Origin of the sequence: Zhongshania antarctica (assembly GCF_014202945.1) — a bacterium.
GTDB lineage: Bacteria > Pseudomonadota > Gammaproteobacteria > Pseudomonadales > Spongiibacteraceae > Spongiibacter > Spongiibacter antarcticus.
The window spans coordinates 414,907-427,763 of record NZ_JACHHW010000001.1 but is presented as its reverse complement, the minus strand read 5'-3'; the positions used below and the strand labels follow the sequence as shown (position 1 = coordinate 427,763).

Genomic DNA, 12,857 nt, shown 5'->3' with positions numbered 1-12,857 from the left:
GTCACACCGAGATTTTGGAGAAGTGTATGCAATTGCCAATTTATTTAGATTACTCTGCAACCACACCGGTTGATCCTCGTGTGGCTGAGCAGATGATGGCTTGTTTGACCACGACCGGTACCTTTGGTAACCCGGCGTCACGCTCGCATATGTTTGGTTGGAAGGCGGAAGAAGCCGTTGAGAATGCGCGTCGCCAAGTGGCTGACCTGCTTAATGCTGATCCGCGTGAGATTGTTTGGACCTCCGGTGCTACCGAGTCAAACAACCTTGCGATCAAGGGTGCTGCGCATTTTTACAGCAAAAAAGGTAAGCACATTATTACCTCTAAAATTGAGCACAAAGCCGTGCTTGATACCTGTCGCCAATTAGAGCGCGAAGGTTTTGAAGTGACGTATCTAGACCCGACTGATAAGGGCTTGATTACCGCTGAAGCGATTTCGGCCGCTCTGCGAGATGACACTGTGTTGGTCAGCGTGATGCACGCCAATAACGAAATTGGCACCATTAACGATGTCGCAGCGATTGGCGAAGTATGTCGTGCCAATGGCGTAGTGTTTCATGTTGATGCGGCGCAGACAGCGGGTAAGGTTGTTATTGATATGGCGACCATGAAGATCGACTTGCTGTCGATGTCTGCCCATAAAATGTATGGTCCTAAGGGGATTGGTGCATTGTATGTGAGCCGCAAACCGCGTATTCGCCTAGAGGCGCAAATGCACGGTGGTGGTCACGAGCGCGGTATGCGTTCTGGTACCTTGCCGACCCACCAAATTGTGGGTATGGGTGCGGCTTGTGAGCTCGGTCGCTTAGAAATGGCCCAAGATGCTGAGCATGCTTTAGCGTTGCGTAATCAGTTTTGGGGCGGCCTGAAAGACATGGAGCAGGTGTTTGTAAACGGTGACTTTGAGCAGCGTTTACCGGGTAACCTCAACGTAAGCTTGGCTTTTGTTGAAGGTGAATCGCTGATTATGTCGCTGAAAGATTTGGCGGTGTCATCGGGCTCAGCCTGTACCTCAGCAAGCTTGGAGCCGTCTTATGTGCTGCGTGCGCTGGGTTTGAATGACGAGTTGGCGCACAGCTCACTGCGTTTTTCTTTTGGCCGCTTTACCACGGCAGAAGAGGTGGCTTACGCCATTAAGCAGGTACGCGCTGCAGTTGAAAAATTACGGGAATTGTCGCCTTTGTGGGATATGTACCAAGACGGCGTCGATTTAGACAGTATTGTATGGGCAGCTCACTAAGCTGCTCAGATTGAGAGGACGAGATCATGGCCTATAGCGAAAAAGTACTCGATCATTACGAGAATCCACGTAACGTCGGTAAGTTTGACGACAGCGCGGATGAAATCGGCACCGGTATGGTCGGCGCGCCGGCTTGCGGTGACGTAATGCGTCTGCAAATCAAGGTAAATGAGCAGGGCATCATTGAAGATGCCAAGTTCAAAACCTACGGTTGCGGCTCGGCAATTGCGTCTAGTTCACTGCTCACTGAGTGGGTTAAGGGCAAGACCCTTGATGAAGCTGCGCAAATTAAAAACACCGAAATCGCTCAAGAGTTGGCGTTGCCACCAGTGAAAATTCACTGTTCAGTCTTGGCCGAAGATGCGATTAAGGCTGCGGTTGCTGACTACCGTCAGAAACGAACCGTATCCTGATTTGATCGCTTGCATTAAATATTAGGGGAGAGTGCATGCCAGTTTCAGTAAGCAGTGCAGCAGCTAGTCACATTAAAAAGCAAATGCTCGGCCGTGGCCGGGGTTTGGGGATTCGCATTGGTGTGCGGACTTCCGGCTGCTCCGGTATGGCCTACGTATTGGAGTTTGTCGACGAGCCCCAAGCCGAAGATCAGGTCTTTGAAAAAGACGGCGCTGCGGTGTATATCGACCCTAAAAGTATGGTTTATTTAGACGGCACCGAGTTGGACTTTGTTAAAGAAGGTCTCAATGAAGGCCTGAAATTTAACAATCCCAATGTGTCGGCTGAGTGTGGCTGCGGTGAGAGCTTTACCGTCTAGCGGCCTGCTGGCTGGCCAATACCTATGTCTGTATTTAATCCCCAAGAAAATTACTTTGCGCTGTTGGCGGTGCCTCAGGCCTATGAGCTTGACATATCGGCCCTGACCAGCAGCTATCGCGCACTGCAGCGCGAGGCGCATCCCGATCGTTTTGCCAATGGCTCCGAGCGCGATTTGCGTTTGGCGGTGCAGCAATCCTCGTTTATCAATGAAGCTTACGAAACCTTGGTGTCGCCCACGCGGCGGGCTGCCTATTTGCTGAAATTGGCGGGGGTGAATAGTGATATGTCCTCGACTACCTTTCAGGATCCAGAGTTTTTGATGCAGCAAATGCAGCTGCGCGAAGAGCTGTCAGAATTGCAAGATGCAAGTGATCCTGAACAGGCGCTAGATGTATTTTATCGCGATCTTGATCAGGCGGCGAAGAGCCAGAAAGAGGCTTTTTCGCAATCGTATAATCAACAGCAATTCGATTTGGCTTTGGCGGCTTATGCCAAGCTCCAGTTTTTAGAAAAACTGCGCAGCGAAGCTGAACTGAAAGAGAGCGAGTTGCTCGACTACTGATAAGAGGCGTGAAAATCGCCGGGAGTTCAGAAACCACTTATGGCCTTGATGCAAATATCAGAACCTGGGCAAACGCCTGAGCCGCACCAGCGTAAGCTTGCGGTGGGAATTGATCTGGGAACCACCAATTCGCTGGTTGCCAGTGTCCGCAATGCCCACGCAGATACCTTGGCAGACCTCGGTGGCGAGCATCTATTGCCGTCGGCTGTGTATTACGCTGAGACCGGTGAAACCCTAGTGGGCGCGGCCGCCTTGGCAGGCGCAAGTGCCGACCCTCGCAATACCTTGATGTCCGTAAAGCGCTTTATGGGGCGCTCCTTTGCTGATTGCACGGCAGCTTCCGGGGCAAAAATGCTGCCCTATGACCTGTTGGATCAGGGTCAAGATATGGTCAAAATTCGCACTCGTGCTGGTGATATATCGCCGGTGCAAGTGTCGGCAGAAATTTTAAGGAGTCTCGCCGCTCGGGCGGAAGAGACGCTCGGTGGCGAACTGACGGGTGCTGTTATTACCGTGCCCGCTTACTTTGATGACGCTCAGCGTCAAGCCACTAAAGACGCTGCTAAAATTGCCGGAATTCATGTGTTGCGGCTGCTCAATGAGCCCACTGCCGCGGCAGTGGCTTACGGCCTTGATCAGCAAGATGAAATGGCGATTGCGGTATTTGATTTGGGTGGCGGAACCTTCGATATTTCGGTGTTGCAGCTCACCAAAGGTGTGTTTGAAGTGCTGTCTACCGGTGGCGATTCGGCCTTGGGCGGCGATGATTTTGATCATGCAATTGCCGATTGGTTTGTTGCTGCAACAGGTTTAGAAAATCTCGACATGTTTCAGCAGCGCAGCTTATTGACTGCTGCACGCCAGGCTAAGGAAGCCTTAAGTGAGGCGGACGTTGTTGATGTGGTGTTAGGCGAATTGAGCCAATGCCTGAGTCGTGAGCAGTTTAATAGCTTGGTTGATCCCTTGATTGACACCGCGATTCGCGCCTGCAAGCGCGCCCTGCGCGATGCGAAATTGCGCAGCGAAGACGTCGCCAATGTGGTGATGGTAGGCGGCTCCACGCGGGTGCCCCGCGTGCGCGAGCGGGTAGCGCAGTGGTTTGGTCGCGAGCCCTTAGTCGATTTAGACCCTGACCGGGTTGTTGCTTTGGGTGCGGCTTTGCAGGCGGACCAGTTGGTGGGTAATCGCAGTGGCGACGAAATGTTGTTGCTCGATGTGATCCCGTTATCCTTGGGTATCGAGACCATGGGCGGCCTGACGGAGAAGGTGATTCACCGTAACACCACAATTCCCGTGGCGATGGCGCAGGAATTTACCACTTTTAAAGACGGTCAAACCGCCATGGCCATTCATGTGGTTCAAGGTGAGCGCGAACTGGTTGAAGATTGCCGCTCGCTGGCGCGCTTTGAGTTGCAGGGTATTCCACCTATGGTGGCGGGCGCGGCCCGGATCAAAGTAAAGTTTCAGGTTGATGCCGACGGTTTGTTACAGGTGTTCGCCACCGAAGAGAGTACTGGGGTCGAAAGCCATATTGCGGTGAAGCCTGCTTATGGTTTGAATGACACCGATATTGCCGACATGCTCAAGTCTTCCTGGGAAGCGGCGGCAGACGACAAAGATGCCCGCGCGCTGCGTGAGCAGCAAATTGAAGCGGACTCCTTATTGCAAGCCTTGTCAGCGGCGCTGTTGCAAGACGGAGAAGCCATGCTTAGCGAGGTGGAGCAGCAGGATTTATTGGCTAAAATGGAGGTTCTGCACCACGAGCGTGAGCAGGGCACTGTGGCCAGTATTGCCAAGCATATTGAAATCGTCGGCAAGGCCAGCGAGTTGTTTGCCGAGCGGCGCATGGACGCCAGTATTAACCAAGCACTCGCCGGCCGGCGAGTGGACGAATTGTAAGGATGTCACGATGCCACGCATCATAGTATTGCCAAACGAAGCACTGTGCCCTGAGGGCGACGTAATCGAAGCCACCAGTGGCGAAACCATTTGCGATGTTATGCTCGCCAATGGCATACATATCGAGCATGCCTGTGAGAAATCCTGTGCCTGCACGACCTGTCATGTCATTGTTCGCGAGGGTATAGACTCGCTGAATGAGGCCGACGAGCTTGAAGAAGATATGTTAGATAAAGCTTGGGGTTTAGAGCCGGATTCGCGTCTCAGCTGCCAGGCAGTGGTGACCGATCGCGACTTGGTGGTCGAGATTCCTCGCTACACGATTAATATGGTGTCTGAACAACATTAATGGCCCACAGGGCGTGTGCTTAAAGAGAGGCTGGCTATGGGCTTAAAGTGGACAGATGTGTTGGATATTGGCATCGAATTGGCGGAGAAATTCCCCGATATTGACCCAACTTACGTTAATTTCGTCGATTTGCGGCAGTGGGTGATTGAGCTCGACGATTTTGATGATGACCCAAAACGCAGCGGTGAAAAAGTGCTTGAAGCGATTCAAACTGCGTGGCTCGACGAGCAAGATTAAGTTTCAAGGCGAGAGCGTAGGGTTAATTCTGGTAGAAAAACCATTCTGGACCGAAACCCATGCTATATCCCGCTGTCTGAGCCTCACTCGCGTACCTATTTGACTCTAATACGCGTATAATTCGACGATTTTTCGCGCCGGGTAAATTACCCGTTGTTATTGTTCTACTTTTTGGAGAAAGACCGATGGGCGTTCAACGCACCCTTTCCATAGCCAAGCCTGATGCTGTTAGCAAAAATGTTATTGGTGAAATTTACAGCCGTTTTGAAAAAGCCGGCTTACGTATTGTTGCAGCTAAAATGCTGCGTTTAAGCCGCGATCAAGCTGAAGGCTTCTATGCTGAGCACAAAGGTCGTCCTTTCTTCCCAGCACTGATTGATTTCATGACTTCTGGTCCTGTGACTGTGCAGGTTCTTGAAGGCGAAGGCGCAGTACTGAAAAATCGCGACCTGATGGGTGCAACCAATCCTAAAGAAGCTGCTGCGGGCACTATTCGCGCTGATTTTGCTGAATCTATTGATGCCAATGCGGTACACGGATCTGATTCAGAAGAATCTGCAGCGCGGGAAATTGCGTTCTTTTTCGCTACCAGTGAGCTGTGTGACCGCGTTTAAGTAGGTTCACACTCATTGCAGGGCACGATAATGGCAACAGAAAATCAAACCGAAACCACCGAGCTTGTAGCACAGCCCCGAGTGAATTTACTCGGCATGTCGCGCAAGAATATGGAGGCTTACCTCAGCTCTATTGGTGAAAAGCCATTTCGTGCCCAGCAGATCCTCAAGTGGATACACCACTCGGGGATCGACAATTTCGATGAAATGACCAATCTCGGCAAACCCTTGCGGGCCAAGCTCCAGGAGCTTGCCGAGATTCGTCCTCCGACCGTAGTAAAACAGCTCGACTCCATCGATGGCACCCGCAAATGGGCGGTCGCCGTAGGTGGTAATAATCTGGTTGAAACCGTATTAATCCCCGACGGTCAGCGCGGCACCCTATGTGTGTCCTCTCAGGTGGGTTGTAGTCTGGATTGCAGTTTTTGCGCAACCGGTAAACAGGGCTTTATGCGCGACCTTACTGCCTCCGAAATTATCGGCCAAGTATGGTTGGCGATTAAATCCTATGACGGCTTTAATAATGGCAATAAGCGTATTGTGACCAATGTGGTCATGATGGGTATGGGCGAACCACTGCTTAATTTCGATAACGTGGTCGAGGCGATGAGCCTGATGCTCGACGACTTCGGCTACGGCTTGTCGAAACGCCGCGTTACCTTGAGCACCTCAGGGGTTGTGCCCATGCTGGACAAGCTCGGTGATGTGTCGACGGTGTCGCTGGCGATTTCACTACACGCGCCAAATGACGAATTGCGCAGTCAGTTAGTGCCCATCAACAAAAAATACCCCATTGCCGAATTGCTGGCAGCCAGTAAACGCTATATTGCCAAGCAAGATGATACTCACCGTGTTGTGACCATTGAATACACCTTGATTGCAGGTGTTAACGATGGTGTTGAGCACGCCAAAGAGTTGGCTGAGGTGTTGCGAGACTTGCCGTGCAAAGTTAATTTAATTCCCTTTAATCCGTTTTCTTTGTCAAACTACAAACGGCCGAGTAATAACGCCGTAAACCGGTTTTGGTTGGTGATGACGGAGGCGGGTTATGTAACGACCGTGCGTACCCCGCGCGGTGATGATATTGACGCCGCTTGTGGCCAATTAGCCGGTCAGGTTCAAGACCGCACCAAACGCAGTGAGCGTCATCGCCAAAAGGCAGAGCTAGCGCAGCCAATTCGTCTAGTTTAAATTTTTAAGGGAGCGTACTGCATGTCGTGGTTAAGAATAAAAGGCATCACCGTATTAGCCCGGGTCTTGTTTGTCGTGGTGGCTGCAGCATCGATACATGGTTGTGTAACTACCAAAAACGGGGGCTTCGCCTCTAAAAAAGATGAACAAAAGGCCTTTGATACATCTCTTCAACTGGCACGGAATTATATTTCCCAGGGCAACTGGAATCAGGCCAAGCGGCATTTGCAGTATGTAGAAGAAAAAGACAAAAACAACCCGGAAACATTGGAAGCCTTAGCGCTGGTATTTCAGAATACCGGCGAGTTGGAGATGGCTGAAAAATACTATCAGCGCTCAATTGCAACGGCGCCGAAAGTGTCTCGGGTTCGCAATAATTATGCGGCTTTTTTGTATGCGCGGGGTCGCTATGCCGAGGCGGCGAGCCAGCTCGAAGTGGTGGTGCAGGAATTACTCTACGAAAAGCGGGTTGAGGCTTTTGTGAATCTCGGTCGCTGTTATTTACAATTGAACGAACTGCCAAAAGCTGAAGAAGCGTTTAAACGCGCATTTTTGATGCAGGGCGACGACGCCAATGTGCTGATGTCTTTGGCCGAAGTGTATTTTCGCATGGGCCGGTTTGCCGAAGCCCAGCGTTATTACGACGCGTTTCGCACCAAAAACGTCAATCAATCAGCCAGTGCGCTGTGGTTAGGGATTCGTCTCGCCGATAAATTTGATGACAAAAATACCCATGCGAGTTTTGCACTGGCACTCAAGAATTTATACCCTAAGTCTGAAGAGTACCTGTTGTATAAAGCGTATATACAGCAGGGTAACAGTGCTAGCCGTTAAGGAATTTTAAATGCCGGGAAATGATGATTACTACCCGGGGCCACCGGGTTCAGTTTTACATGATGCGCGGACGAGCGCCGGTAAGTCTGTGCTCGAAGTAGCCGAAGCCTTAAATCTACTTAATAGTTATGTGGAAGCGTTAGAGAACAATGATTACTCGCGGTTTAACTCACCGCTATTTGCGCGCGGTTATATTAAAAGTTATGCGCGCTATCTGGGCCTCGATGAAGAGCCTCTACTAAAAGATTGCGACCGAGTTTGTCGGCGCGAAGAAGACAACAAAGACCATACGCCCACTCGTCCACAAGGTATTGCTAAGGCACCGGGGAATGCGCCGCTGATATCAGCGTTGTTGATGTCACTGTTTTTGTGGTGCATCGCCATATGGGTGCTGGGTGGTAAACCCGCGCCGGAGTTATCGGTCAATATCTTGGCTGAGCGCTTTGCGCCCCTAAGCGTAATTAAGGTTGAACCGTCTTTGGGTGAAGTACTATTGGGGTCTGACGGTGACGGTCTCAGCGTCGAGGCGCCCACTTCTCAGCACAGTGGCGCTGCTCAGGCCGCTGAATTGAAGTTTGAGTTTGTCGAGGCCGTTTGGATAGAACTACGTGATTTTCATAATGATATTGTGGTGAGTGGCGTGCAGGAAAAGGGCGAAAAACTGCGCTTTGATGTGCAGGGGCCAGTCACGATCAGTTTAGCGTATTGGCCAGCTGTTATTAGTGAGTATAACGGTCAGAAAATTGAGTTGAAATCTTTGGTAAATAGTAACGCAGTGCGTGTGCAGGTAGGTGAATTATGAAAATGGCCTCTCCGATAAAGCGTCGAGTCTCTCGGCAGATTCATATCGGTAATGTCGCCGTGGGTGGCGATGCGCCGATATCGGTGCAGAGTATGACCAACACCGAAACCTGTGATGTAGCCGCGACTGTAGCGCAAATTAAGCGTTTAGAAGCCGCCTGTGCCGATATCGTGCGGGTCTCTGTGCCCAGTATGGAAGCCGCTGAAGCGTTTCGCGAAATACGCAAGCAAGTGTCGGTGCCCTTGGTGGCCGATATCCATTTTGATCATAAAATTGCGATTAAGGTTGCCGAATACGGTGTTGATTGCCTGCGGATTAATCCGGGTAATATTGGTCGTGAAGACCGAGTACGCGCAGTTATTGATGCCGCCAAATACCACAATATTCCGATTCGCATCGGTGTGAATGCCGGTTCTTTAGAAAAAGAATTACAGCGTAAATACGGTGAGCCGACGCCAGAGGCTTTGGTGGAATCCGCCATGCGCCATATCGATATTCTCGATAAGTTAGACTTTCAAAATTTTAAACTCAGCGTTAAAGCCTCTGACGTGTTTATGGCTGTTGCGGCCTACCGTCAAATTGCGACTCAAATTGATCAGCCCTTGCACTTAGGCATTACCGAGGCAGGCGGCTTGCGCGGTGGTACAGTTAAATCGGCGGTGGGCTTGGGTTTACTGTTGATGGACGGAATCGGTGACACCATTCGTGTATCGCTGGCTGCCGACCCAGTAGAAGAAGTGAAAGTTGGTTACGAAATACTGAAGAGCCTCAAGCTACGTACTAAAGGCATCAACTTTATCGCGTGCCCAAGCTGCTCGCGGCAGAACTTTGATGTTATTAGCACCATGAATGAGCTGGAAGCGCGCCTTGATGACGTGACCATCCCCCTTGATGTGGCGGTCATTGGCTGTATCGTCAACGGCCCAGGTGAGGCGAAAGAAGCCGAGATCGGTTTGACTGGCGGCACGCCTAATAATTTAGTCTATGTGGCGGGTAAGCCTGACCACAAAGTGAAGAACGAAGGCTTGGTGGATCATCTCGAAAAATTGATTCGGGAAAAAATTGCCGTTAAAGCCGAACAGGAAAAAGACCTCATAGCGCGCAGCTGAGGCTTTTCGCATTTATTTAGCAGTGCTGCAGCAGCGGCAAACAGGAATCAGTTTTGGCACGTATACAATCAATTAGGGGTATGAACGATATTCTGCCCACAGAAACACCCTTGTGGCAGTACCTGGAAGGCCGCATTCGCGATGTGCTTAGCCGCTACGGCTATAGTGAGATTCGTTTCCCTATCGTAGAGCATACCGAGCTTTTTAAACGCTCTATTGGTGAAGTGACCGATATCGTCGAAAAGGAAATGTACACTTTTGAAGACCGCAATGGTGACAGCTTAACCCTGCGCCCTGAAGGTACTGCCAGCTGCGTGCGTGCCTGCGATCAGAATGGCCTGCTGCACAATCAGATACAACGGCTTTGGTATACCGGCCCAATGTTTCGACATGAGCGCCCGCAAAAGGGCCGTTTGCGCCAGTTTCACCAGGTTGGCGTAGAGACTTTTGGCATGACCGGGCCAGATATTGACGCTGAGTTGATTCTGCTTAGTGCCCGTTTGTGGCGAGAACTTGGTATTAGTGATGCATTGACCTTAGAACTGAACAGTATTGGCAATGCAGAATCGCGCGCTAATTACCGTCAGGCTCTCGTCGACTACTTGTCCGGCTTTAAAGCTGATTTAGACGAAGATAGCCTGCGTCGCCTTGGCAGCAACCCGCTGCGTATACTCGACACCAAAGATCCGAAAACCCGCGAAATATTGCTTGGAGCGCCAGTGCTCGCAGATTATCTCGACGAGGTGTCGCGCGCACATTTTGTCGGTTTATGCGCGCGCCTTGACGCTGCGGGAATTCCCTATAAGCTCAACCCCCAATTGGTCCGTGGGCTGGATTATTACGGCCTGACAGTGTTTGAATGGACCACCGACAAGCTCGGCGCGCAAGGCACTGTATGTGCTGGTGGCCGGTACGACGGTTTGGTTGAACAGTTGGGCGGCAAGCCAACGCCGGCTGTGGGCTTTGCTATGGGTATTGAACGCCTGTGCTTATTGCTAGAAACCCTCGCGGTAGCGCCAGCCATACCAGCTCTGGCCGATGTGTTTATTGTTTCAGTTGGTGACGGTGCTGAAATTGCGGCCTTAACGCTTGCAGAAGCGATACGTACTGCGCTACCAACCGCGCGAGTATTAATTAATTGCGGTGGCGGAAGCTTTAAAAGTCAGTTTAAAAAAGCGGATAAAAGCGGTGCGGCGCTGGCGATTGTACTGGGTGAAGATGAGCTGGCCCAGGGGCACGCTGCGGTAAAGTCGCTACGCGATAGTCAAAGTGAACAACAGTTGGTAGCCTTGGCCGAATTGCCTGATTATATTGGCAAACATTTTTTTACTAAGTTTTAACATACTATTTTTAAGGCACTGCCTACGTCGGAGAGGAAGTTAAGTGGAAACGTTTCGTACAGAAGAAGAACAAGTCGAAGCCATTAAAAGATGGTGGCAGGAAAACGGTAAATCGACGGTTTTCGGCATAGCCCTAGCATTGGCCATCGTTTTTGGATGGAAGGGCTGGCAGGGCCATGTAAAAGATCAGGGCGCAGAAGCCTCCGCTATTTTCGATAATTTAATGGTCGCCGATGCTGCAGTACAGCGTGACGGCACTAGTCGTAATACGGCTGAGCATTTAGCTAATACCTTAAAAGATCAGTACGGTAATTTGAGCTATGGCCAGTTTGCTGCTTTGTATAAAGCAAAATACGCGGTACAAGATGGCGAGTATGACCTTGCGGCCAGCGAGTTGGAGTGGGTGCTAGATAAAGGGCCAGAGCCGGTATTAAGAGCGCAGGCGCAAATGCGTTTAGCGCAAGTGCGTTTTGCATTGGACGATCATGCCGCAGCTTTGGCTTTGTTAGAGGATGTTGCTGGCAGCGGTTACGCCGCTCAAGCCGCTGAGTTACGCGGTGATATCTTGTTTTCTCAGGGCGACAAGCCGGGCGCCTTAAGTGCCTATCAGCACGCGAAAACGTTGGCGCGTGAGCAGGAAGTACCGAGCAATAACGCCTTGCTAGATTTAAAAATCAGCGACTTAAGCGTTGCCGTTACTACTGAAAAAGGAACTAACTAATGGTTTTTATTCGTAAACTCGGCCTTGTACTCACTACGCTGATGGTCGTTGCCTGTGCCTCGGACCCAACCAGTCGTGAGCCCGCTAGACTTACCGACTTTCAGGCCGAGAAAAAGCTGAAAGAAGCTTGGTCTTATTCGCTAGGCGACGGTCAGGCTGAGGCATACCACCGGATTACCCCAGTTATTGATGGAGAGGAAATCTTTATTGCCTCGTCCAACGGTAAGATTGCTGCGCTAAATAAAGTGACTGGCAAAAAAATCTGGAAAAAATCTCACGATTTACGTATCTCGGGCGGCATCGGTGTGTCAGGCACTATGCTGTTCGTCGGCACCTCTGACGGTGAAGTGGTGGCGTTGGATCGTCTGACAGGCCAAATAATTTGGACGACACCGGTTAATAGTGAAGTGCTAAGTGCACCGCAAAGCGACGGCGACGTTGTCGTTGCTCAAACATACAGCGGTGAAGTTCACGGTTTTAGTATTAGTGACGGTAAGCCCCTTTGGAACTACATTTCACAAGTCCCGCGCCTTACTTTGCGCGGTACCAGCACCCCTAAAATTGTGCGCAGCGTGGTTATGGTTGGCTTTGCCAACGGTCGCGTCGTTGCTTTTGATATAGAAAATGGCGCAGTGCGCTGGGAGCAGCGGATATCTGTTCCTCAGGGCAGCACCGAAATTGAACGTTTAGTTGATGTCGACGGTCGCTTATTAGTATTGGAAGACGGCCAAACAGTGATTGCCACAGGCTACCAGGGTCAGATTATGGCAATCGATATTGGCAGTGGTCGACCACTTTGGGGCAAAGAAACCTCAAGCTATGTTGGCGCGGCAAGTGCCTTAGGTAATATTTATGTCGTTGCAGCCGACGGCAGTGTGAACGCCCTCGATGGCAATGGCCAGGGTGCACGCTGGACTCAAACGGTGTTGGCTCGTCGCGAGTTAACCGAGCCCGTGGCCTTTGAAGGTGCGATTGGCGTAGGTGACTTCGAAGGCTATTTACATATGTTAGCTCAGGTCGATGGCCATTTAATTGCGCGTACCCGGGTTGATAGCGACGGTCTGCGTGCGCCAATGATCGCTGACGGTAAATTATTGTACGTTTACGGAAATAGCGGTGAGCTTGCTGCTTATAAACTGCAAGACCTTTGATTCTTTTGATTAGTTTTATACCGGCTTAGCGCC

Annotated in this window: 15 protein-coding genes; all 15 read left to right on the top strand. The window is 50.8% G+C overall.

Annotation, left to right across the window (positions count from 1 at the left end; genetic code table 11):
* The first annotated feature begins 26 nt into the window (after nucleotides 1-26).
* A complete protein-coding gene (locus HNQ57_RS01945; RefSeq protein ID WP_184460929.1) occupies nucleotides 27-1,241 on the top strand; it encodes an IscS subfamily cysteine desulfurase in 1,215 nt (404 codons plus the stop codon).
* Between the two features lie 26 nt (nucleotides 1,242-1,267).
* Nucleotides 1,268-1,654: a Fe-S cluster assembly scaffold IscU gene (iscU, locus tag HNQ57_RS01940; RefSeq protein ID WP_008248899.1), complete on the top strand. Its 387-nt coding sequence runs from the start codon at nucleotides 1,268-1,270 to the stop codon at nucleotides 1,652-1,654.
* 35 nt (nucleotides 1,655-1,689) lie between these two features.
* The gene (iscA, locus tag HNQ57_RS01935) at nucleotides 1,690-2,013 is read left to right on the top strand and encodes an iron-sulfur cluster assembly protein IscA (RefSeq protein ID WP_008248901.1); all 324 of its coding nucleotides are present in this window, start codon (nucleotides 1,690-1,692) and stop codon (nucleotides 2,011-2,013) included.
* 24 nt (nucleotides 2,014-2,037) lie between these two features.
* Nucleotides 2,038-2,577, top strand: coding sequence for a Fe-S protein assembly co-chaperone HscB (gene hscB / locus HNQ57_RS01930; RefSeq protein WP_184460928.1), 540 nt, complete (start codon nucleotides 2,038-2,040; stop codon nucleotides 2,575-2,577).
* Nucleotides 2,578-2,616: 39 nt separating this feature from the next.
* Entirely contained in the window at nucleotides 2,617-4,476 is a 1,860-nt protein-coding gene (hscA, locus tag HNQ57_RS01925) for a Fe-S protein assembly chaperone HscA (protein ID WP_184460927.1), read from the top strand.
* Nucleotides 4,477-4,486: 10 nt separating this feature from the next.
* Nucleotides 4,487-4,825: an ISC system 2Fe-2S type ferredoxin gene (gene fdx / locus HNQ57_RS01920; RefSeq protein ID WP_184460926.1), complete on the top strand. Its 339-nt coding sequence runs from the start codon at nucleotides 4,487-4,489 to the stop codon at nucleotides 4,823-4,825.
* Nucleotides 4,826-4,861: 36 nt separating this feature from the next.
* A complete protein-coding gene (iscX, locus tag HNQ57_RS01915; RefSeq protein ID WP_184460925.1) occupies nucleotides 4,862-5,062 on the top strand; it encodes a Fe-S cluster assembly protein IscX in 201 nt (66 codons plus the stop codon).
* A 185-nt stretch (nucleotides 5,063-5,247) separates the two neighbouring features.
* On the top strand, nucleotides 5,248-5,676 hold the full coding sequence (ndk, locus tag HNQ57_RS01910) for a nucleoside-diphosphate kinase (protein WP_008248907.1): 429 nt from the start codon (nucleotides 5,248-5,250) through the stop codon (nucleotides 5,674-5,676).
* A gap of 30 nt (nucleotides 5,677-5,706) precedes the next feature.
* A complete protein-coding gene (gene rlmN / locus HNQ57_RS01905) occupies nucleotides 5,707-6,867 on the top strand; it encodes a dual-specificity RNA methyltransferase RlmN (protein WP_184460924.1) in 1,161 nt (386 codons plus the stop codon).
* Between the two features lie 21 nt (nucleotides 6,868-6,888).
* Complete coding sequence (gene pilW, locus HNQ57_RS01900; RefSeq protein WP_184460923.1) at nucleotides 6,889-7,701, top strand: type IV pilus biogenesis/stability protein PilW; 813 nt, start codon at nucleotides 6,889-6,891, stop codon at nucleotides 7,699-7,701.
* A gap of 10 nt (nucleotides 7,702-7,711) precedes the next feature.
* Entirely contained in the window at nucleotides 7,712-8,503 is a 792-nt protein-coding gene (locus tag HNQ57_RS01895) for a RodZ domain-containing protein (protein WP_184460922.1), read from the top strand.
* The gene (gene ispG / locus HNQ57_RS01890) at nucleotides 8,500-9,612 is read left to right on the top strand and encodes a flavodoxin-dependent (E)-4-hydroxy-3-methylbut-2-enyl-diphosphate synthase (RefSeq protein WP_184460921.1); all 1,113 of its coding nucleotides are present in this window, start codon (nucleotides 8,500-8,502) and stop codon (nucleotides 9,610-9,612) included. Before HNQ57_RS01895 ends, ispG begins: the two co-directional genes overlap by 4 nt.
* Nucleotides 9,613-9,665: 53 nt before the next feature.
* Nucleotides 9,666-10,952: a histidine--tRNA ligase gene (hisS, locus tag HNQ57_RS01885; protein ID WP_184460920.1), complete on the top strand. Its 1,287-nt coding sequence runs from the start codon at nucleotides 9,666-9,668 to the stop codon at nucleotides 10,950-10,952.
* A 43-nt stretch (nucleotides 10,953-10,995) separates the two neighbouring features.
* Nucleotides 10,996-11,673, top strand: a complete 678-nt coding sequence (locus HNQ57_RS01880) for a YfgM family protein (protein ID WP_184460919.1) — start codon at nucleotides 10,996-10,998, stop codon at nucleotides 11,671-11,673.
* On the top strand, nucleotides 11,673-12,824 hold the full coding sequence (bamB, locus tag HNQ57_RS01875) for an outer membrane protein assembly factor BamB (RefSeq protein ID WP_184460918.1): 1,152 nt from the start codon (nucleotides 11,673-11,675) through the stop codon (nucleotides 12,822-12,824). Before HNQ57_RS01880 ends, bamB begins: the two co-directional genes overlap by 1 nt.
* Nucleotides 12,825-12,857: the final 33 nt, after the last annotated feature.